Origin of the sequence: Myroides marinus (genome assembly GCF_900109075.1) — a bacterium.
GTDB lineage: Bacteria > Bacteroidota > Bacteroidia > Flavobacteriales > Flavobacteriaceae > Flavobacterium > Flavobacterium marinum_A.
In genome coordinates this window covers 1-22093 of the sequence record NZ_FNYS01000010.1, presented here as the reverse complement: position 1 = coordinate 22093, position 22093 = coordinate 1, and the positions used below count along the sequence as shown (strand labels likewise).

Annotated in this window: 22 protein-coding genes; 5 read left to right on the top strand and 17 right to left on the bottom strand. The window is 32.4% G+C overall.

Translation table 11 applies throughout. The annotated features are described in order from the left end of the window. The first annotated feature begins 9 nt into the window (after positions 1 to 9). The gene (locus BMX53_RS11185) at positions 10 to 336 is read left to right on the top strand and encodes a winged helix-turn-helix transcriptional regulator (protein WP_038986001.1); all 327 of its coding nucleotides are present in this window, start codon (positions 10 to 12) and stop codon (positions 334 to 336) included. Here the strand turns inward: BMX53_RS11185 and BMX53_RS11180 are convergent. Together BMX53_RS11180 and BMX53_RS11175 are read right to left on the bottom strand one after the other, a co-directional pair. Further along, positions 331 to 789 (bottom strand): VOC family protein, encoded by a 459-nt coding sequence (locus BMX53_RS11180; RefSeq protein WP_074746384.1) that lies wholly within the window; start codon positions 787 to 789, stop codon positions 331 to 333. The two genes, BMX53_RS11185 and BMX53_RS11180, sit on opposite strands and share 6 nt — an antisense overlap. 128 nt (positions 790 to 917) lie before the next feature. Next, positions 918 to 2192 carry a hypothetical protein gene (locus tag BMX53_RS11175; protein ID WP_074746382.1) on the bottom strand — a complete coding sequence of 425 codons (1275 nt, stop codon included), beginning with the start codon at positions 2190 to 2192 and terminating at the stop codon, positions 918 to 920. A 257-nt stretch (positions 2193 to 2449) separates the two neighbouring features. Between BMX53_RS11175 and BMX53_RS11170 the strand changes: the two genes are divergently transcribed. Next, positions 2450 to 3091: a hypothetical protein gene (locus tag BMX53_RS11170; RefSeq protein WP_074746380.1), complete on the top strand. Its 642-nt coding sequence runs from the start codon at positions 2450 to 2452 to the stop codon at positions 3089 to 3091. Here BMX53_RS11170 and BMX53_RS11165 read toward each other — a convergent pair. From BMX53_RS11165 to BMX53_RS11150, 4 genes are all read right to left on the bottom strand, one after another. Continuing rightward, positions 3084 to 3623 (bottom strand): DUF1697 domain-containing protein, encoded by a 540-nt coding sequence (locus BMX53_RS11165; protein WP_074746378.1) that lies wholly within the window; start codon positions 3621 to 3623, stop codon positions 3084 to 3086. The genes BMX53_RS11170 and BMX53_RS11165 overlap by 8 nt on opposite strands. A gap of 73 nt (positions 3624 to 3696) precedes the next feature. Then, entirely contained in the window at positions 3697 to 5100 is a 1404-nt protein-coding gene (gene lpdA / locus BMX53_RS11160; RefSeq protein WP_074746376.1) for a dihydrolipoyl dehydrogenase, read from the bottom strand. A 14-nt stretch (positions 5101 to 5114) separates the two neighbouring features. Continuing rightward, a complete protein-coding gene (locus BMX53_RS11155) occupies positions 5115 to 6293 on the bottom strand; it encodes an acetyl-CoA C-acyltransferase (protein WP_074746374.1) in 1179 nt (392 codons plus the stop codon). 63 nt (positions 6294 to 6356) lie between these two features. Continuing rightward, the gene (locus BMX53_RS11150; RefSeq protein WP_074746372.1) at positions 6357 to 6953 is read right to left on the bottom strand and encodes a TetR/AcrR family transcriptional regulator; all 597 of its coding nucleotides are present in this window, start codon (positions 6951 to 6953) and stop codon (positions 6357 to 6359) included. A 147-nt stretch (positions 6954 to 7100) separates the two neighbouring features. Between BMX53_RS11150 and BMX53_RS11145 the strand changes: the two genes are divergently transcribed. Continuing rightward, positions 7101 to 7301 (top strand): hypothetical protein, encoded by a 201-nt coding sequence (locus BMX53_RS11145; protein WP_074746370.1) that lies wholly within the window; start codon positions 7101 to 7103, stop codon positions 7299 to 7301. A 38-nt stretch (positions 7302 to 7339) separates the two neighbouring features. Here the strand turns inward: BMX53_RS11145 and BMX53_RS11140 are convergent, their stop codons facing one another. The 8 genes from BMX53_RS11140 to BMX53_RS11105 form a co-directional block, all read right to left on the bottom strand. Further along, a complete protein-coding gene (locus BMX53_RS11140; protein ID WP_074746484.1) occupies positions 7340 to 7666 on the bottom strand; it encodes an SdpI family protein in 327 nt (108 codons plus the stop codon). Between the two features lie 19 nt (positions 7667 to 7685). Then, the gene (locus BMX53_RS11135) at positions 7686 to 8075 is read right to left on the bottom strand and encodes a DUF3784 domain-containing protein (RefSeq protein ID WP_074746368.1); all 390 of its coding nucleotides are present in this window, start codon (positions 8073 to 8075) and stop codon (positions 7686 to 7688) included. 1 nt (position 8076) lies between these two features. Further along, the gene (locus BMX53_RS11130; RefSeq protein ID WP_074746366.1) at positions 8077 to 8988 is read right to left on the bottom strand and encodes an alpha/beta hydrolase; all 912 of its coding nucleotides are present in this window, start codon (positions 8986 to 8988) and stop codon (positions 8077 to 8079) included. Between the two features lie 16 nt (positions 8989 to 9004). Beyond that, positions 9005 to 9592: a hypothetical protein gene (locus BMX53_RS11125; RefSeq protein WP_074746364.1), complete on the bottom strand. Its 588-nt coding sequence runs from the start codon at positions 9590 to 9592 to the stop codon at positions 9005 to 9007. 22 nt (positions 9593 to 9614) lie between these two features. Further along, a complete protein-coding gene (locus BMX53_RS11120) occupies positions 9615 to 9899 on the bottom strand; it encodes a DUF2089 family protein (RefSeq protein WP_038986013.1) in 285 nt (94 codons plus the stop codon). A 162-nt stretch (positions 9900 to 10061) separates the two neighbouring features. Beyond that, positions 10062 to 12755, bottom strand: coding sequence for a toxin-antitoxin system YwqK family antitoxin (locus BMX53_RS11115; RefSeq protein WP_074746362.1), 2694 nt, complete (start codon positions 12753 to 12755; stop codon positions 10062 to 10064). 134 nt (positions 12756 to 12889) lie between these two features. Further along, complete coding sequence (locus tag BMX53_RS11110; RefSeq protein WP_074746360.1) at positions 12890 to 15616, bottom strand: toxin-antitoxin system YwqK family antitoxin; 2727 nt, start codon at positions 15614 to 15616, stop codon at positions 12890 to 12892. A 151-nt stretch (positions 15617 to 15767) separates the two neighbouring features. Then, positions 15768 to 17324: a hypothetical protein gene (locus tag BMX53_RS11105; RefSeq protein WP_074746358.1), complete on the bottom strand. Its 1557-nt coding sequence runs from the start codon at positions 17322 to 17324 to the stop codon at positions 15768 to 15770. Positions 17325 to 17641: 317 nt separating this feature from the next. Here BMX53_RS11105 and BMX53_RS11100 point away from each other — a divergent pair, with 317 nt between their 5' ends. After that, on the top strand, positions 17642 to 18382 hold the full coding sequence (locus BMX53_RS11100; RefSeq protein ID WP_074746356.1) for a YggS family pyridoxal phosphate-dependent enzyme: 741 nt from the start codon (positions 17642 to 17644) through the stop codon (positions 18380 to 18382). A 75-nt stretch (positions 18383 to 18457) separates the two neighbouring features. Here BMX53_RS11100 and BMX53_RS11095 read toward each other — a convergent pair whose 3' ends face one another. Further along, a complete protein-coding gene (locus BMX53_RS11095) occupies positions 18458 to 19435 on the bottom strand; it encodes an EamA family transporter (RefSeq protein WP_038986018.1) in 978 nt (325 codons plus the stop codon). 749 nt (positions 19436 to 20184) lie between these two features. On the opposite strand from BMX53_RS11095, the gene BMX53_RS11090 reads away from it, so the two are divergent. Next, positions 20185 to 20565 (top strand): hypothetical protein, encoded by a 381-nt coding sequence (locus BMX53_RS11090; RefSeq protein WP_143061421.1) that lies wholly within the window; start codon positions 20185 to 20187, stop codon positions 20563 to 20565. 85 nt (positions 20566 to 20650) lie between these two features. Here the strand turns inward: BMX53_RS11090 and BMX53_RS11085 are convergent, their stop codons facing one another. Together BMX53_RS11085 and BMX53_RS11080 are read right to left on the bottom strand one after the other, a co-directional pair. Next, positions 20651 to 21511, bottom strand: a complete 861-nt coding sequence (locus BMX53_RS11085; protein WP_074746352.1) for an IS3 family transposase — start codon at positions 21509 to 21511, stop codon at positions 20651 to 20653. Continuing rightward, the gene (locus tag BMX53_RS11080; protein WP_074746351.1) at positions 21511 to 22050 is read right to left on the bottom strand and encodes a transposase; all 540 of its coding nucleotides are present in this window, start codon (positions 22048 to 22050) and stop codon (positions 21511 to 21513) included. Before BMX53_RS11080 ends, BMX53_RS11085 begins: the two co-directional genes overlap by 1 nt. Positions 22051 to 22093 lie beyond the last annotated feature (43 nt).

Sequence of the window (22093 nt, the reverse complement as noted above, 5' to 3'; positions counted from 1 at the left end):
TATTAACTTATGAGAAAAGAGTCTTCTACTAATTTTAGTAATGAGAATACTTTAAAAGAGTTTTGTGCAGCACATAAGGTATTAATGCAAATAAGTGGACGATGGAAGATGTCTATATTGTTTGCATTAACGGAGAGAGAGTTGCGCTATAATGAGTTTATCGATGTATTGCCAAATCTGTCTGAACGCATTCTGACCAAACAATTAGGAGAATTACAACGAGATAATTTAATCTTAAAAAACAAGGATAAAACATCATCTGTTTATTCATTAACGACAAAGGGAAAAGATTTTATTGTATTAATAAAATCTTTTCAATCATTAGGAAGTCTATAGAAAATTGACTTCTTCTAAGAATTCGATTACTTCTCCATTAGGACTATATACTAGGCTATTTCTGACAGCTATGTCTTTGAGATCACTAGATAAAGTAATCTCAGCTGTCCCTTTACTTAAATCTATTGCTCCTAATCGCAAAGCTTCTGTTCTGGCAAGTTGTGCATCTTTTACTGTAAAACAGATATGTAATAGTGCATTCTCTATGTATTCATCGTCTGTTAATCTCTTTCTTCCTTGTGTTGGAATATCAGCATCTTTATCAAATATTTCTAAGTAGATGTTTATTTTTGGATGAAATAACATCGTTGCTTGTTTTAAATTAAAGTCAGGCAATGACCACGTATGTACTTGTACAAAACCTAGTTGTTCATAAAACTGAATAGTATTGTTGTAATCTTTGGCTTTAATGGCATAGTGATGAAAGCCAATTATATTATCTGATAGTTTCATTTTTTTTGACAAACTTATCTTCTATTCTCTAAGCCTGCAAGAACATACATTATTGTTCGTAGTTAGGAGGGAGGATTTTGTGTAGTATGATATAAAAAGCCTCACTTAAGAGTAAGGCTTTTCTATTTTTAGGCTTCGTTATTGTCGTAAATACTTTTTTTGATGAAATCATAGTAATTAGGTAAGGAAGTATTGATTCGTTCTAAAAATTCCTTTTGTTTCTTGTTTTTGATAGAAGTATCTTCTAAATAAGAAATGTAGTTGAGATACAGATAGGTAAATCGTAAACGGTTTAATGTATCAAGTTCGTTATCTTCTATTATTTCAAGGATTTCACGTTCAAATTCTTGTTGTTTTTGTGCTTCACTTATTGCTCTACTGAGTCTATATATATTTCCAAAATAATGATTTTTAGCAGGATTATCATACAAAAAAACAGTTCCAAGAATTAGGTCTATTGTATTAATATTTAGAGTCTCCAGTTCTTGAATATACGTTTGTCGATATGCCTCTGCCATGTTTGACCATGCAACTCTTTCAAAGTTATCATTTAATATATCTAAGTGAGCCTTTAAAAATATTTTCCAATTATTAGTTTCAGCAGCAAGTATTGCAATGTTTTTAGCTTGTACATTAGGACTTTCATCCATACTACAACTACCGATTACTAAATTACTTCTCATCTCATCAAGAAGCTTTTTTTGTTTTTTTAATGAAAGACTTTTCCAATTTTTAGGTAAGTATACATCCATCATAGTATAAGTAGCATTTTCTTTAAACTTAGTTGTTGTTGTATCTATCATGCAGTCAGTATAAGCAATCATCTGTGCATATTTTTGAGGGAGCAATTTTTTTGAACTATTGTTGCTATAATAAAATGCACTTAAATATTTTAAAGAATCACTATCTTCTTCTGATACAAGAACTAATCCTTCACTATCCTCCTCCTCATTAATATACCAGGTATCTTTTTTGAGTGGAGTTTCTGTCGATATCGTAAAATTGTACTTAGTATATAAAGTGTGATAAGAATACTTTTTGTCTTCTTTAGTAATAGGTGTAGATAATGCTAATAATGTATTTTCTTGAATATCTACTGAAGGGTATTTTGCTTTAAGTTCTGAGATTGAGATATTATTTTTTAGATCATTGACAATATTTGATAGATCTTCTGCTTCGTAATGAATGCTTGTCCCAATAGTTTGGGGTATAGGATAATAGGTAGGAGTTAATTCGCAATTAAGAAAACTACTATTAAGAGAGTCAACTATATGTTTTAGTTTGTCTATAGTTCTTTCACTATATAATAGTTCTTCCTTTTTGATTTTTTCAGAATCTTTTCTTATTTGAGCAAAAGAGGTTACAGCAAATAAACAGATTAAAATAGAATGAATTATTTTCATGAGAAATAGTTTAAGTGTCTTCTAAATAATTGATTATAAAGTGTATTGTTGGTTAAAGATACCTATTTTTAAAAGTAATCCTCTCAAAAGTTTTATAAAACTTATCTTCTATGCTCTAAGCCTGTAAGAACATACATTATTGTTCGTAGTGTTTAGTATTTCAGATTGTATTGGAGCAAGTGAGTAGAGTCCATTTTTTGGACTAGTAGGCTTGCCAAATTATAATTTATTAATTTTGAAGTTGAAAAAGAAAAGGTATGAGAAAGTTATTATTAAGTGTGAGTGCAGGGATATTAGCTGTACTTAGCATAAGCTGTAATGGACAGCAAGGGCACCAACAAAGAAGAGTTGAAGAGAGTAAAGAACCAGGTATTCCTAAAGAGAGTAGTGTGACTTATCAGGCTCCTTTAAATCCTGTGTTTACTAATATCTATAGATCGATAGCTCAGTTGCCTAATGACCAAGATGGTGTAAGTCCTCTAGATTATAAATATACTAATGAGATACGTTCAGAGTTGTGTTTATTTGCACAAAACTTAGGACTAGAGCAGTCTAACAATAGAATGATTATCATAGAAAGAATACATAAGTCTAATGTATATAAGTTTGGTTATTACGCTGCTATACTTAGTGAGAACTCTCCGATATATTATCTAAAAGTAGATGACTTTAGAACTAGTGCTTTAAAAGCTGGTAGTAGACTAATAGATGATCCTGGTGTAGCTGTAAAGGTTGATATAGAATTGTTTTATAAAATAGCACAGACATCAGATCTAGAAGCGTATAATGCAAATAAAGAAGAAGTAGCTCATAAAGAGTCGGTTAATTCGCGTATCTATTTACATATAATTGACAGGGCAGGTAGTGGTTTTAGAACAATTACCTATCGCCTTAAATAGTACTAGCAAGCGAGATAAGCTTTAGACAGGTATTATAGTTGCGTGTAGTAGCTATTACTTTTAGTTTATTTTCTATAAGTGTATTGTTTACCTTAGTTTTACCATAGCCTATATTAGCAACTAAGAATACAGCTGACGCTGTGATATGAAGTAGTTCTGTGTCTGCTTTTTTGCCTATCAGTGTATTTAGACCTTCTAGATGAGGGGTGCCTTCTATAAAAGTGATATACAGTAGGGCTAGCTCTTCTTCAGTTGTAAACGGATTCTCATTGATGATCTTTTTAAATTGTTCACTTTCTAATGTAAGTACGGGAATGTTTAATCCTAGATGAGTTAGTATTGTATTATTTATCCTTTTCGATAGGATAGAAGGGTCTTGTTCTGAAGTTTGATAAACAATATTTCCACTCTGAATATAAGTCTGTACATTGTGTAAACCTAAGTCAATGCATAGCTGTTTTAATTCATCCATCTTAATGATGTTTTTACCACTAACATTTATTCCTCTAAGAAGGGTGATATAGGTTTTCATAGTTTATATTTAGTTTACAATATTAATTAATAACGGCAATAAACACTCGATTTATTGCCGTTAATTTTGCTAATTAAATATTGACAGAAGGCCTTCCTGAAGCAATAGTATACGCTTCTTTTAAGACTTCTGAGTAGGTAGGATGTGCATAACTAATATTTGCCATATCAGAAGCGGTAACTTCGTACTCTAAACCAACTACTGCCTGTGCAATAAGGTCCGCAGCTCTGGCTCCTATAATGTGTACTCCAAGTATTTCTCCGTATTTAGGATCAGTAAGTACTTTGACAAAACCATCTGTATCCATACCTGCTCTTGCTCTTGCATTTGCGCTGAAAGGGAATTTACCTGTGTTGTAATTAATTCCTTCTATTTTTAGTTGTTCTTCTGTTTTACCTACAGAGGCTACTTCAGGCCAGGTATATACTACGCCGGGAATAGCATTGTAATTAATATGTGGTTTTTGTCCATTGATTCGTTCGATGACATAAACAGCTTCTTCTTCTGCCTTATGTGCTAACATTGCTCCTCCAATAACGTCCCCTATAGCGTAGATAGTATCAACATTAGTCTTAAGATTTGTATCTACTATGATATTGCCTCTGTTGTCTAATTGTACGTCTGTGTTTTCTAATCCTAATCCAGTAGTATAGGCTTTACGCCCTACTGCCATTAGTACATATTCAGAGGTAATGCTGTGTGATTCTCCGTTTTTATCTTTGTAATGCACTTCTGTAGTAGTCCCTAAGTTGGTAACTTCATAAACGCTTTTGCCTAGTTGTATATCAATGCCTTGTTTGTTGAGTATTTTGTAAAGTGATTTACCTAACTCGTGATCCATTGTATTGATTAAGAAATCAGCATACTCTACGATAGTTACTTTAGTGCCTATCCTGTGAAAGATTGAGGCCATCTCAACTCCGATAACACCTCCACCAATAATAGTTATACTCTTAGGTTGCTCTGTAAAAGCTAAAGCTTCGGTAGAGGTAATGATACGTTTTTTGTCAATGGTTACATTTGGTAAAGTAGCAGGTTTAGACCCTGTGGCTACTATGATTTTATTTGCTGTGTAAGATACTTTCTGTTGATTATTATCTGTTACTTCTACAGTGTTGTTATTGATAAAAGAGGCTGTACCCAGTATGCGTGTAATCTTGTTTTTATTCATTAAGTAATCAAGACCTTGTGTTGTTTTTAGCACAACACCTTCTTTTCTCTTGTATAATTGTTCAAAGTTGAGTTGAATACTGTCAAATGAAATACCATGTGCACTGTATTGGTGTATAGCATCGTGATAGTGATGTGTACTATCTAAGAGTGCTTTAGTTGGTATACATCCTACATTGGTACAAGTACCTCCTAAGGTATTATACTTTTCTATAATGGCTGTTTTATATCCTAATTGGGCACTTCGAATGGCTGCTACATATCCACCAGGTCCTGATCCTATAACTAAAATATCAAATTGTTCCATAGCTGTTTGTTTTATTATTTGTTGATGTTCTCTATTAATATGGCTGTTGCGCCACCTCCACCATTGCAAATAGCAGCGATACCATACTTTCCTTTTTCTTGTTTTAATACATTGACTAATGTGGTTATAATACGCGCTCCAGAAGCTCCTATTGGATGCCCAAGAGCTACGGCTCCTCCGTACAGATTGACTTTTTCGATGTTATAATTAAGTATCTCTTGATTAGATAGGATAACAGAAGCGTAAGCTTCATTGATTTCAAAAAAGTCTATATCATCAATACTTAGATTAGCTTGTTTAAGTACTTTATTAATAGCAATAGAAGGAGTAGTGGTGAACCACTCAGGATCTTGTGCTGCATCTGCATAAGCAATGATTTTAGCCAATGGTTTTAAGTTGTGTTTGTCTACTGCTTTTTGTGAAGCAAGTAAGACTGCCGCTGCACCATCGTTTAGATTACTTGAGTTGGCTGCTGTAAGTCTTCCATCTGTTCTAAAAGCAGGAGGAAGACTGGCTATCTTTTCAGGGATTAGTTTATAAATATCCTCATCCTTGTCTATTGTGATATTTCCTTTCTTAGTTGAGATAGTAATTGGTATTAACTCATTTGCAAATTTCCCTTGTTCTGTTGCATGTTGTGCTCTTTTGTAAGATAGTAGAGCAAAGCTGTCTAATTCTTCACGAGTGTGTTTATATTTATCTATACTAAGTTCAGCTGCTGTTCCCATGTGAAAGTCATTGTAAACATCCCATAAACCATCCTTTATCATTCCATCTGTAAGGTTGAGGTGACCAAGTTTATTGCCATTTCGGACATTTGTATAATGAGGTACATTACTCATACTTTCCATTCCACCTGCAACTACGATATCTTCTAAGCCCAGCTGTATTTGTTGAGCAGCTAAGGTTGTTGCTTTCATACCTGCTGCACAAACTTTGTTTACAGTGGTGGCATCTTTGCCAGTTGGAATATTAGCGAATATAGTAGCTTGTCTGGCTGGAGATTGTCCTACACCTGCACTCAATACATTACCCATATACACGCTGTCTATATACTGTGGTGCAAGTCCTATACTTTTATAAGTTTCTTCAATTGCAATTGCTCCAAGTTGAGGTGCTGTTAAAGAAGATAGTCCACCTAAGAAACTTCCTATAGGTGTTCGTTTTGTTGCTACAATAAATACATCTTTCATTTGTCTATAGTTTGTAATATACCAATCGGTATATTGTTGGTTAAAAAAAGAGTGAAATCTTTTTTATAAGGTGATTTCACTGTTTATGATTATTGCTATTCTATCCAAGGAAGTATGCAAGTGTTTGATTTGACCTGTTGTTTTCCCCAGTAACATTCCTCCTTCGATAAGAGAAATGAATAAGTAAGCATAAGATTCGATATCTATATCTGTCTTAAATTCTTTATTCTCTTGGCCTTTTTTAAGTATCTTAATAAAGATATTCGCTAATCCTGTGAAAGTCTTTACAACAGCTTGTTTTAGCTCAGGAAAGGTGTCATCAGCTTCTGTGGCTGTATTTAATAAAGGGCAACCTCCAAGTTCAAAGAACATAGGCCATTGTGTTTTGTATAAATCAACAATAGCTAATAGTCTTTCTCTTTGAGTTTGATTGTCTTTAGATATGCTCTTCTTGATCTCCTGGTATACTCTATAAGCATTGTGTTCAAATACAGCTAAGGCTACCTCATCCTTGTTTTTAAAGTTACCATAAATGCTTCCTTTAGTTAAGCCTGTCGCTTCTGTAATATCACTTAACGATGTAGCAGCAGCTCCTTTTGTATTAAATAGATAAGCTGTTTCTTCTATAATAAATTGTCTTGTTTTTTCTGCTTTAGTCATGATTAAATGATTTACATGACAAAGATAATATAAAATATACTGATTGGTATATTTGTATGTTGTTAATTTTTATATGGAGATATTACAATAAAAATAAGTATATTAGGTGTGTAAGAGATTGATTAACTGTATGTAAATTATAATTGTATGAAAGAACTTAGAGTAGGGAAGTTTTTAATTAGGAGAAAAGCTATATTATTAATTGCATTTGTTTTGTTTGTATTAGGGATGTCTATTGGGGCTTCAGTAGCTATGAAAGAGTTTAATGCTGCTTTATTTATTGCTCCTATATTGACTTTACTCTTAGTATCTAAACAGACAAGAGCTAATATAGAAACTGTAAAATAAATAAGAAAGCCTCTAATCGTAAATTAGAGGCTTTCTTATTATTGTGACTCAAGTCTTTTAAGACCTTGTTCTGTTTTGTAAATGATAAAAGCGAATGTTAGTGTTATACCAACAAAGAATATGCTTGTTAATAGTTTTGACTCTATTAGATTAAAATAATCTATAGCTATAAAAGGCAGTGTAGCTAGTCCTACATAGATAAAACATCTACCACTGTATTTCTGTGCATAGTCCCAATTTCGTTGATTCTTCATTGCACGGTAAGTTCTATATCCTATGATTCCATTGATTGTTTTTAGATGAGGTGCAATTAGACCAAGTATTATAAACAATACAGGGAAGAGTAAATAATGTGTTGCTATCATAATGTCATTATTATTAAGCTTAATTAATGTAATAAGCAAGTACAAGACTTCCTATTATCATACCAATAGGAGCTAACCAATCATACCAGCGCATAGGGTCTACTGAGTATTTTAATCTAGTGTAAATACTCATAATCACTAAAGGAATAATTAGTACACATATTAGAATAGAAGTAGTTATTACCTTATGCCACTCAAGTACAATTGCTAGTATAGTGATAATACTTGTACATATTCCTGTCCAGCGCATAGTTAAGTTCAGCACTTTAACAGTAGAAGAGATATCATATAGCTTTTTTCGCTCATCCGACATCGTGTTATAGCCAGCTAATAGACTATCAGCATTATCAGGTGTAAGAAAATAACTTATTCCAATGTATAATAGACCTGTAATAATAAACGCTTCCATCTTATTTCTTTATAAAGTTTACAATAGTAGGTACTAACTCAGTATGTAGAGGTACCTCAGGTTTACTGTACAACGCTAAGTTCTCATCATCTTTGACAACTGTCTTTAGTACATGATTCATTCCTTTTAATGTAATAAGGGTAGCTGTAGGCATGGCTTTTTTCAAGTTATCACCTTGATCAGTTTTTACTTGTAAATCTTTATCCCCTTGAAGAATTAGAATAGGTTGTTTTACCTTTTGTATTTCTACAGTAGGATCATACTTTATCCACGATATTAAGTAAGGCTGTACAGAAGGTCTATATAAGCTCATCAACATTGGAGGAACATCTGTTACTTGTTCTCCATTTCGCAGTTTATTGTGAATGTCTTCTACTGATTTAGCAAAGAATGGAGCTTGAGCTGTTAATTGCTTATACAGCGTTTTATCTATTGACTCTCCTGGTCCTTGTAGAGAGACAAGTTTAGATACAGCAGTATTGTTCTGACTAGCTAAAGTAGCGACTAAGGCTCCTTCACTATGTCCTATCAATATGATACTTGAATACTCTTTCTTGAAGTAATCAATTACTAGGTTTAAGTCTTTTACATTGTCTTCAAATCTACCATCTTCTTCTTTAGCTGTTTGGTTCTTCATTTGAGCAAACATTCTTTTGTTATAAGTGAATGTATTGATACCATTCTCTTTTAAGCCTTCAGCTAAGTATTTATAAGAGTTAGCTTTTACACCACCTGGGTTATTCCCATTCTTATTAGTAGGACCAGAGCCTGCAATGATAATAGCCAATTGCTTATTGTCTTTATTTGCTAAGTATAAGTCGCCATCTATTTCACTGTCTATTTGTATAGTAGTTTGTGAGAAGGCAAGTGAAGTAGTTAGTGCAAGTACAAGTGTGTAGATTAGTTTTTTCATAATGTTGTTGTGTTAGTTAGTATTGATAGGTTAGGTACTTAGAAATTACTTCAGCAATTAATACTGCTGGTACTAGAAGAATATTATGTGATAGTTTCTTAGAGTTTGTAGCTGTTTTATAACCTTGATAGATAAGTACTCCCATTAATACTAAAGCAATTAAAGATAGTATAGCTCCTAATCCTAGTATAATTAAATTAAGGATAGGTAGATTCGCTAAAGCTGTTGGGTCGCTAATATTAGCTAATAGGTATTCTCCTGTTTCTTGATTAATTCCCCCGATATTAGTAAATAAAGTAAAGTATAAAGGAATTCTACTAATTAAAGCAACATTAAGTATATCTATTATACGTGCTTTTGTTGGTAGTAATAGAGAAAGTAGATATAATAATACGGTCAGACATATTGTGTTTACTATATTGTCAATTAGAGGTTGATACCACAATACATTACTTCCTGTATGCATATCTATTACTCCATCGAAACGTGAGTTAGTAAGAAAGGCAAATGATGAGCTTATTAAAATAAACAATATTCCTATGACCAATAACGTCTTTTCTTGGATGGTCTCAAAAGGTCTAATAACATATTTTCTTAGTGACATAAGGTGGATGGTTTATAGTTAGTTATTCGGTTTTTTGTAGTTGCTGAATATGGGCTATCATATCGTCTAATTTATTTCTAACAGTAGGATAACTAATATTCATTTGCAATGCCATCTGTTTTAAACTCCCACTATTTAGAAAGAAAGCCAAGATGAACTCTTGTTCCTCTTTAGTCAATTGTAAGAGTAGAGGCAAAGAGAAATTACCATTGACTATAGTTTGACAATGTTCACAAGAGAGTTGGGTGACCTTTAGTTCACTCTCACAACTCGGACAGTGTATAGGTAGTTTTGGCTTTATAGACATAATACTTATATATGTGAATAGTTTGTTTAATTTTATTAAGGTCTAATTTAATAAAATTAATATTTATATCAAAATAGTTGAATAAAATAGTGTTTTAATAGACTTTGTAGAAACAAAAAATCCCAAGTGATTCACTTGGGATTTTGTAAATTATATCGACAACTAGAATAGGCTATCTAGTATATTCGGCTTTAGATCTCCTGCTTTAATAGGAGCATAAGTCTTCCATTCAGAAGGAGTGTTATTGAGTTGATTATATGGATATAAGTTCTCAATCAGAAGAGGTGTATTAAACAAAGCATTATAGCTATTATCTCCTGCTGTCTCTTTTATCTGCATATTGAGTAACTCTTTCTTGGCTTCATCTTCTATCGTTATATGATATGTATTCTTACTCTTTGTTATGACAGTATGATTAGGGTAGTCTTCATGACTATCTGTTGTAGGGTCAAAGCTAAAGTCAATAATAGCTACTGTACCACCACTTATTTTACCGTTTTCAAATGTAGCCTGATGTTTCAATCTATCCGCTTCATAGTGTTTAAACAAACCATCTAAGACATTCTCTTTAACACTGTAGTCATAGATAAGTTTACCTGTTGTTTGATCATAAATAGACCTTTTGAAAGTATTTTTATCAATGTAATTCTCTAACATCACAAGAGTTTCATGGCCACTAGTCGGGTCAATGTAATATATCTGTTTAGTTATGCAGTTTTTATCTTTAAATGTAGTCTTGACTAAGTAATTTTCTTGTTTATAGATATACGTTCCTTCTATAGGTAAGTTCTCATTAAAACTTACAGTAGAAATTAGTTTATTGTCAGGGGAAAAGAAAGAAGTAGTTCCTTCTAATTCACCGTCTTTATACTCAGCTATTTTAAACAAAATACCTTCATTATAGGTAGCTACTTTAATTAATTCCCCTTCCTCATAGAAGTTAACACTAATAGTCTCGTTTGTCTCTGTATTTCTGATTGTTTCTTTATCTACTTTTTTTCCTTCTTTATATGAAGTTTCTGTAGCTAGATTATTTTCAGTATCAAAGTTATATACAAGCCCTTCATAAGGTTTGCCCTCTCTATATTCTGTAAATGATAATACTTCTCCAGTTTCGTCATATGTCTCACCAGATTTATTATAATCAGTATAGGCATACACATAGTAACTAGGTTCAGTCAATATTTTATCCTCACCATATATCCCAAACTCTTTCTTGGTTAATGGTTTCCCGTCTTGAGTAGTTTCGATAGATACTATTTCTAGGTTATCCGTGTACTTAACTAATGTTCCTGTCTCATAAATATAATCATAAGTACCTATTAGCTCTCCAGTATCTTTATAGAATGCACCTTTAGCTAGAGTAGAGTAGTCCTTCATTCCATATATGTACTCTATGGCCTTTTTCCCATTAGTATAGTATAAAGTCGTGATGTATGGATTCCCTTTTTTATAGATTACCTCTATAGCTAATTGAGATATTTCATTATCTATGTTATATACTTTATCTGTAAGTGTTAACCCATCTTTATATGTAGACACCTGTATTATTAGGTCATCTTCCATAGTGAAGACAGTACCTGTATTGTATAATTTATCAAGATCTTCAGTTTTGTTTAGTGTTACTTTACCTATTTCTTTTCCTTTTGTATCATAGAAAGTAGATACTAAATCCTTGGTAAACTGGAATATTTTTCCATTGCTATAGTAGATAGTTTTTTCAACTATCAGGCCATCTTTAGTGACAGTCTTATTACCTTTTTTGTAGTCAGTACCGTTTAAAACATTCAACCCTTTTTCGTCAAAAGTAGCAACGCCATGTAGAATACCCTCTTTGTTAAAATACTCAATCTTATCAAATCCAAAATCAGCACCTTTCTTTAAGTATGTGCTTACTTCTATTGTGTTCTTATTTGGAGAGGTATAATAGCTGTCTATTCTAACTAATTTATCTTTTTCATAGTGAGAAGCGATTGTAATATCATCTTCGTTTTCTTCAGTGCTATAAGAGTACATGATCCCTTCTTTTTCAATAACCCTATCCAGAAACTGTATAAAAGACTGTTGACCTATACTTTCTCCTTCTTTATTATAAAATATTTGGGTGTATTTATCACCTTCTTTAGAAGCCTTAGTTTTAATCTCACCTGTAGTATAATATTGTGTAATATTATTTACTTGACCTTCTGTTCTATTTTCGATAGACTTTATTTTAAACTGCTTTTTGAATAGATCTACTCTAGTACCATCATAATAATTATTGTTCTTTAGTGTTGTCGTGTAAAGTAGCTTACCACTCTCATCGTAGTATTCTTCAGATGTTTTATCCTTATCGATAGGTTTAAACTCTATACGATTGTTAAAGTTATTAGGGTTAATCAATGCACTAACTATATTTTGACCATTGATTATCTCCATATAGATATACTTGCCATTTTCTAAGAAGAAAAACTTTCCATTGTAGGGATTGTTATCTAAGAATTGACATTCATACTGTTCTCCTGTGCGTGCATCTGTTGAGCATATTTTATCTATATTGTCATTGGTGTCAAAAGTATTAGTAAACTTCAGAACCCCATCAGTATTGTATATAGAAGCTTTTTTTAAAGTTAATTGTGTTCCTGTTTCATCTAACAGACCGTATCCAGAAGTTTTAAGTTGCTTAGTCTTTTTGTCATATAGATTTATATGTACCTTAAGTGTATCTTTTGGATCCTGTTTCAGTATTTTAAAACTACTAGCTTCTCTTTTAGACACTACAACATCATAATTATTCATCCATATAGTATCGCGGACTACCTGCCCATACATAGAGACAGATGCTAATAAAACCAGTATAGATAATCTTTTACGCATAAACAGTATTTTACTGTGAATTTACTGAAAAATATGGTAGTAACTATAATATCATTTGAATTGTAAGAGATATAAAAAAACTCCCAAGCATTACACTTGGGAGTTTCTATAATCAAAAAAAACAATATGTCATTTTATTCATAGTATGCCTCAGCAGCTGGGACAGCCATCGCAGCGTCTGCAGCAGCATCAACAGCTGTAGCAGCAGCCTCTACTGCGTAGTCATACGCACCATAATAACTAGCTACGTTAAACTCATTGCTAGGGAATAAGTTGTCAAGAGTGATCTTGTTACTAGTAAGAGGGTTTAGGCTACTATCACCTTTCTTCACCTTAGCTTCCATTTTAAACAATTCTTTATTGTTCTCATCGAATACTTTTACAGTGAAGTTTCCTTTCTTATTTGTTAATACAGTGTACTTACTAGAGTTATCGCTATAGTAGTTATATGAACTATAGTTAAGGTCATTGATCGCTATAGTACCATCCGTTAAGATACCTTCTTTTAACGTAGCTTGGTACTTAACCTTACCATTCTCATAATATTGGTATTGACCATCTAAATCATTGTCTTTTACCCCATATTTAAAGATCGTTTTACCAGTTTCTGCATCGTTTATAGTTCTTTTGAACGTAGTTTCATTCTGGTAGACTTCTTCTAATACTAACGTAAGAGGAGCCGTAGCACTATCATCTAATGTTGAAATCTTCTTAGAAGTGATCACTCCATCCTTATAGTCTACAGTAGTGTAGTGAGAATAATCTATAGTTGTTAGTGTTCCCTCATAAGGTACACCACCATTATAGATTAGTGTAGATAATACTTCTCCTTCGCTATTATAGTAAGTAGTAGTACCGTGCTGTAAACCTTCGTGGTATTCAGCTACAGACTCTAGAGTATTATTAGTATACGTTTCTACCTTAGTTAGTTCCCCTTCATTGTCATAGTGGTTGATATTTACTATCTCGTCACTATGTAGATACTTCACAGTCTCTTTACCTATCTTAACCCCTTTGTTATAAGTAGCTTCAGTTATGTAGTATGAGTCCGAATCATAAGTAGTTCCTGTATAAGGAGCCCCGTCTTTATAAGAAACTGTAGAGATTAGTTCTCCTTTTTCGTTGTAGAACTTCCCTTGTTTATTATAATCTATATCAGACTGTAAGTAATATTTAGAACCACTGTTCTGATTTTGAGCATACCCTTTTTTGCTTATAGCATTACCATTAGAATATTTAATATTTGATATGATCTGTTTATCATAACTAAATTCAACTAAAGTACCTGTCTGAGTAACATAGTCATAGCTACCTAATTCTTTACCAGTATTGTCAAAGAATGTTGATTTCACTGGACTATAAGAGTAAGAAGAAGGAGAGTATATAGCTATACTAGCTTTCTTACCATTACTATAATATTCTACTACTTTAGTGATATTGCTGTTTTGGTAGAATGTCTCTGATGATAATACAGATTTACCCTCTTTATTATCATAACTACCTTGATAAGTTAATGCCTCTTTCTCATATTTAGAAACATCAGAGATTAAATCATTTTGTATTGTATATCTAGTACCAGAGATATAAACCTCTGTACCATACATTGGCTCATCTCTAAATGTTACTCTACCCATCTCTTTCCCTTTCATATCATAGAATACAGAAAGCCCGTTTTTAGTAGATTCAAATACTTTACCATTAGAGTAGTTTTCTACTCGCTCTACTAACTTACCATTTTTATAAGTAGTAGTCATATTATCAGCATAGTCAGTACCATCTTTAGGCGTATACCCATCAGCGTCATATACTAACTGTCCTTTTAGTTTACCATCAGGTGTGAAGTACTCTTTCTTCAGTGTTAGGTTCTCCTCACTGTTATAAGTAATCATTTTGACAGTATTCTTTTCAGGAGCTACATAGAAATCTTCTACTTTAATAGCAGCGTTATCTTTATAGTGATAGATAGCATAGATTTCATCAGGATCAGTACCATAAGCATTGAAATAATACAATGTTCCATTCTGATAAGTAGAGTATCCATCATCTTCTAATTTACTAGAATATGTACCTAATTGTTTACCATTTTTGTCAAAGTAAACCTCAGAAGTTAAGTTACCTTTTACTACAGATGTACTCTTAACTTTACCATTTTTATAATAGCTAGTAGTGTTTAAGCTTACTCCATCAGCATATTTAGAGATACTTAAGATACCAAATTCATCGTAGTTAAGTAAAGTAAACTCACCATTATAGTTTTGTCCCTCGCTATAAGTACCAGTATGAACTACTTTTCCACTTTCGTCATAATAGCTTTCAGCAGATAGTATGTTGTTTTCATCAAATGTATAGACTACTCTGTTCTTGTCATTCTTAGGATTGATTACTAAGTATTCTTTATAGTGCCCGTCTTCTACTAGCATATATACATATACTCCTTTCCAGTCATAGAATGCCTCTCCATTATATAGATTGTTATCTGAGTAAGCACACTTATATACTTTACCATTACGAGGATCAATAGATTCACTATTAGTAATCATATTGTTCTCATCATATGTATAAGTAGCATTTACCTTTCCATTCTTATTGTAGTATTTTACATCTCCTTGGTATAATACAGTAGCGCTACCATCTTGGAATACTCCATTACCTTTGCTTTCTATCAGTCTAGTTTTAGCGTTGTATACCTCAATAGATTGTAGATTAGAATTACCTTTTATAGGCTTAGCAAGTTTAAAAGATTCAGCGTCTTTTTTCGTACTGATGTAGTCGTAGCTATCTACCCAGATAGTATCTCTGGCAACCTGACTAAACATCGGAGTCGAAAATAATATGGCTAGTGAAAAAATCTTTTTAATCATAGTAATATTTTATTTTGTGTTTTTATACTTGGTAAAAATAAAGAAGTATTGAGTAATATTTTCTCAAATTAGGATTAATTTATGGCTATAATAGCAAAATCACTGAAAACAGTGAATTGCTTAGTTGCCTTATAAATCAATAGAGTTAACACTATAGATTTGACTTTTTAGTGTGGTTAGATTGATCTAATTGTCTACCTGTTTGTTCTAATGAACTAGAGCTCTTTGGGTCAATAATAGTATGTTCGTTAAGCTGCCCATTCTTGTGATAGGTTTTTTGCTCTGTCATTACCTCTTCTGTAAAGAACTGTTCTACTGCTAGCTTAGGTTCTACTGTATCAAAACTATACTCTACCTTATAAACCATCTTTTTGTCTTGATATTTAGAGGTAAGTAACGGAATGTCATAGATAAGTTCATATACATCACCTGTGTCATATAATCGTTGTCCCCAGTAGCTTTCATAATTGGTCACTTTACCTAATTCTTCTCCTTTTTGAGAGTAGAATGTAGTATGAGTAGGAGTTTCTATAGAGAACACTTCTTGTGTTCCGTATTTGTGTATTTCTTTAATTGTCTCTCCCTCTTTTTTATAGACATCATAGGTAGAAGAGTCAACTTGTAACCCATCTTTTATCTTAGTATCGTTATCGAGATAAGTAGCTTGATCAATCTTATTATTATGTGTATCAAAATACTCAGTTAATACAGGCAAACCATCTTTATATTTAGTAACAATGGAAGCGTATTTAGTATCCTTTTCATACTTATAATCTATCTTTTTTTGTAGTAGATCACCGTTGTAATATTGCTCTTCTAGTACTCTGTCAAAGTCAACAAATAAATGATCAAACACATATTTAGTACCTGTTTTATTGATAGTATTGTCATCTTCTGTTTTTTTCTCCGTAAACACAGCTAAGCGCTTTCCATTTTGGCTATAAGTTTCTGTCTTTACTATACTGTTTTTACTAGTGCGTTTCTGTTTTATTTTGCCAGAAGAGTAGTAAGTTGTTTGCTTTATCTCTTCACCATCTACGAACTCACTAAATATACCAATACCAAAGTTTTTATAGCTTAATATAACACTAGTACCACTATAAGGTTCATTGTTCTGATACATAAGAGTGTATTTCTTAGTACCAGCTTCATCGTAATACGCTTCGTCTATTGTCTCGTAATCTTTGTTATAATTAACTTCTAATCTATTCTTTTGATTGTTGAGGTTATACACTATTTCAGTTCGTGGTATTCCTTGTTGGTGGCGAGTGTAGAACAACTTCCCGTTATACGAATCGTATATTTCACCCTCATAACGGCTTGAAGGAGTATGTAACATTACTAGTGAATCTCTAGTAGCAGGATTATAACTTACCTCATGTGTAAAAGCTTTTTTGTTAGCATCATAGTGTTTTACGCTTAATAACTTTCCATCACTTAGGTAGGTATATACATTGTTTTTAAATTCTATTTTCTTACCATCCCAGATAGCTTGTCCTTTAATAGAAGGAGCATTAGTATCTATTCGGTAGAGTGTAATATCTGATAATACACTATGCTCAATAGGAGTATGAGTAGCATAATATTCTACTCTAGATCCTTTTTCTACTCTTTCATAACTTAAGTCAAAGTAAAATGGTTGATTGTTCTGTTGAGCTATAAGTTGTTGGGCACAAAGTAGTATAACAAGTAGAAAGGTATTTCGCATTTTTTGATTTATTATGGCGGTAAAGGTAATTAAAATATGCAGTTTTAAAAGATTACAAGTATTAATATTCACTCATTAGTGAGTTGTTTAATTTTATGCTTATTCAAAGGTTGCAAAGCAGTGGTATTGTTCTGAATTAAGTCGATCTGGACTAGTTTATATTGTGAAATCTGTGCTATATTAGTATGAGAACTGTAATCTATATTTGCATAACAAATGTTAGTATAGATTATTTAAGCATACTAATTGTTGTTTAGTGATAAGATATCCCTGAACTGCAATCTTAGGGATATCTGTTTTTTAAAAAATTAAGTAATATGGAAGCCAATATAAAGAATAACTTATCAATACTAGAGAAGCGGATAACTGCTGCCTGTGTACAAGCAAATAGGTCTCGTGATGAGGTCAAATTGTTGTTAGCAACGAAGACTGTAGATGCTGAACGAATTAAGATAGCTATCGCACAAGGGTATCTTCTGATAGGTGAAAATAAAGTACAGGAGCTTAGAGATAAGTATGAAGGAATAGGTACGGATAACTGTACTCGTCACTTTATAGGGCATCTGCAGACTAATAAGATAAAGGATATCTTAAAGTATGGGGTTTCTTGTATAGAGTCTATAGATCGCATCAGTGTAGTGGAGAAGTTACAACAGTTATTAGAGCGGGATGACCGCACTATGGATGTATTAATCCAGGTGAATACTTCTGATGAGGATAGTAAGTTCGGTGTTGCACCTGAGCAGGCTATTGACTTTATTAAGGAGGTAGCTACGTATGATAGACTACGTATAAAGGGGTTGATGACGATAGGACTATTCAGTGCAGAAGAGCGATTAGTACGCCCATGTTTTCAGTTATTAAAACGCGTACAACAAGAAGCTATAGCGCTTAATTTACCCAATGTAGAAATGAACGAACTGTCTATGGGGATGAGTCACGATCTAGAGATAGCGATAGAAGAAGGGGCTACTATAGTACGTGTAGGTACTGCTATTTTCGGTGAGCGTATCTATCCAGATAGTTATTACTGGAATGAAGAAGGTAATGTTATATAACGAGCATAACTAAATAAAAAAGTCTTCTCTATGACGGAGAAGACTTTTTAAAAATCATATAAACTAGTAAGGAAGTTATTCTATTACTTCAGTACTTTTTTTCTTAAATAATAAGTTGCTATTCATTAGTACGATAGCCCCTAAGATCATTAGGATACCTGTCCACTGAATTAAGATTACTTTCTCTCCTAATACGAAGAATGCTACTGTTACAGAAGCTGGTAATTCTAATGAAGAGATAATACTACCTAAACCAACCCCTGTTAATGGGAATCCCATATTAAGGAAGATAGGAGGTAATACTGTACCAAATAAGGCTAATACTAATCCCCATCCGTAGAAGATACTCCAGTCAAAGTCACGAATACCAGTGGTATTATCAGAGAATGACGTGTAGAAGTTCATCATGATTTCAGAGTTATTAGGACCTATTTGAGTCACAAATACAAAGATACACACGATAGTCGCTGCTCCACAAAGCATAAACATACTGCGTTTAGGTGCGGCTAAGTGATTAGCAATACGTCCTGAAGCAAATAAAGTAGTAGCAAAAGAACATGCTGCCATAAATCCAAAGATTACTCCTCTGATGTCAAGTTGTATTTCACTTGCTAGTATATTAGTAGCTAACACTGTTCCACTTAGAATAAGTATGACAGATACTATCTTTAGCTTATTAGGAAATGTCTTAGTAGCAATACTGTCTAATACAATACCAATCCATACAGACTGCATTAACAGTACTACAGCGATAGAAGCATTGATATAACTTACAGCCATATAATATAATACAGATGTGAATCCCATCGATGTTCCCGCTAAGATTAATTGTCTGATATCTTTAGAAGATGCTTTAGCTTCATCAGCTGGTTTTTTGCGAAGTGTATTGATTAAAGTTACACATAATAACCCTAAAAGGACTTGTGATAAAGTTACTTCCGCAGTTGTATAACCGCCTTTGTATGCAAGTTTTACAAACGAAGCCAACATCCCGAAACTAGAAGCTCCGATGGCAACTAATAAAACACCTTTTGCAGTATTCTGTTCTTTCATTTTATTACATTTTTTGCTAAGCAAAGGTAGCTATATTTTTTTGAGCTGTCTAGGACAAATGTCTGTACCAAATTTTAGACTGATCATGAGTATATCAAATAAAGAGGTCAATAGTAGTACTCAATCAATGACACTAGTGAGTACAATAATATAATAAAAGGTAAGATTGATGAGTTGTGCAAGCCTTTTGTGAAGCACTTAATAGGAGAATAAGAGGATAATTAAAGGAGCATTGTTCGACAAACTGCTTCTTTTGCCCACTATTCTCGAAGTATTCTCCACTAATTGTCGAAGGATCTAGCTTGAGTGCTTGTGTTTACTAGCATTAAGGGACTACCTAGTATTTAAGTGTATTTTGATTGTATTTATGTAATGTGCTGATATATAATTGTTTATTGTTAAAAAGTCTCGTGTTGAGATTAAAAAAAATGATATGCTTTTTTGATTTTTAGCTCTTGAAAGCCCCTTTTTAGACTTTATTCTAAAAAAATATAACCTAAAATGGCTTATTTCGGTATGTAAATTTGTCTTATTTGAGTAAAAAACAAAAAAAGTAACTATAAAAAATAAGTAGCTTGAAGAGTGAATAGGTGGAATCTCATTTAGTACTAGTTATGAGAAGTGAAGGGGAATGTACAATGTTTATATTGTTTGATTAGTGCAACGAATAGAGGTGAAATATCTCATAATAATTGCTAATTTTAGTAATAGGAAATTTTAATTGTTAGCTGATGTTTAGTAAGAGGAATATGAATTTATGGTTAATTTTAGTACACTTAGAAGTATCTATAGGGGTATATTTCTTATTGGATAAATTGTTTTTTAAATGTAGTGGAGCAGTTGATTATATGTCATATGTTCAGATTGTATTTATCGTTCCTTTTTATTCTATAGTTGTTTTGTGGTTTGCTTTTATTCCTTTTCTTCTAAGCTATATAATACTGAAAGATGTGTTTAAGTGGAGTTGGTTTAAGGCTTACCTTATAGCCTTTATGTTATTTCACATCATGATGATGAGTACATGGTTGGGGATTGAACGTATTACCTGGCAAGTTTTATTTTTGGCATTATTAGATTATGGAATAACATCATTTGTTATCTGGCTGGCGTTTAATAAGAGATTGCTCTAATAGTATAAGATATAGAGTGTATAATAGAATCATTTGATTTATAAAAAGCCTATAACATGGACTGACCCCAAAAAGTTGGACTAAGTTATGCAATGTTTTTAATATAATGAGCTCGATATTCTATCGGGCTCATTCCATTTAAGTTAATCCTTATTCTATCGTTATTGTAATATTTAATATAGTCTTTGATCTCTTTACTCAATTCTACTATCGAAGTATATTTCTTCAGGTAAAATAGTTCTGACTTTAGCACTCCAAAGAAATTTTCTATAATAGCATTATCTAGACAATTCCCTTTTCTAGACATACTTTGAATAATGTTATTAGCTTTGAGTTTGTGTTGATATTTTTGTAGTCTATATTGCCATCCTTGATCAGAATGAAGTATAGTGTGGATATGTGCTCTATTCTCTTTTTTCCTTTTTTTAAATGCTTTATCAAGCATGTCAATAGTCTGTTTATAATTGGGTGAAGTAGATAAATTATAACTAATAATCTCTCCATTAAATAAGTCTATAATTGGAGATAAATATAATTTATTTCCTTTTACATTAAATTCTGTCACATCAGTAGCCCACTTTTGATGAGGCTCTGTAGCTTTAAAATTTCGTTGAAGTATATTCTCTGCTTCTTTACCAACATCTCCTCTAAAAGACCTGTATTTCTTAACTCGGATTATGCTTTTAAGATTTGATTTCTTCATTATCTTAGCGATAGTTTTAAAGTTTACAGGTATTCCTAACTCTTTTCTAAGAGCTAATGTGATACGTCTGTATCCATACAATCCTTTGTGTTTATTGTAGATATCAACTACATGTTTGACTAAATTCACATGTTTATCCAAAAAAGAAACACTCTTTATATGGTAATAATAACAACTACGAGCTAGCCCTGCTAAGTGTAGTAGGTGTTTTAAATTATGATCGCGCCTTAGCTCCGTAACTATTACGGCTTTTTCTTTTTGGCTTGCTTGCTTTGAGCCAAGGCTTCTAACTTTTTTAGATAAGCAATTTCTGCACGTAAATATTCATTTTCAATTTTCAATTTTTCTAAATCAGTCATTGAGCTTTTTATCCCAGGAATAGCGCTTTTCTTTGTCATTGAGGTAATTTTTTTGTTTTTCTTTAAATGTACACCCCGATTATCTTCTAAACCCTTAAATCCTTTGCTTTTAAATTTGGCTATCCATTGGAATAAGACAGAAGGATTTGAAATTCTATATCTCACACAGGTGTCTGTCAAAGATAAACCACTATTTTGATGCTCCTGAATAATATGAACTTTTTCTTCTATAGTGAATTTGTTTTTGGAGATTCCTCGTAATCCTTGTTCTCCATAAGCTTCATATAGTTTAAGCCAAAAGTAAAGGTTAAACTCACTAATTTTTTCTGATCCTGAAAGTCCACACATACTGTCTTTCCCTTCCAAAATAATAGTTACTAAACGTAACTTAAACTCGAAATTGTATTTCTGTTTTCTACTCATAAAAAATGCCCCAAAAAGTGTCTAACTTTTTGGGGCATGTCTA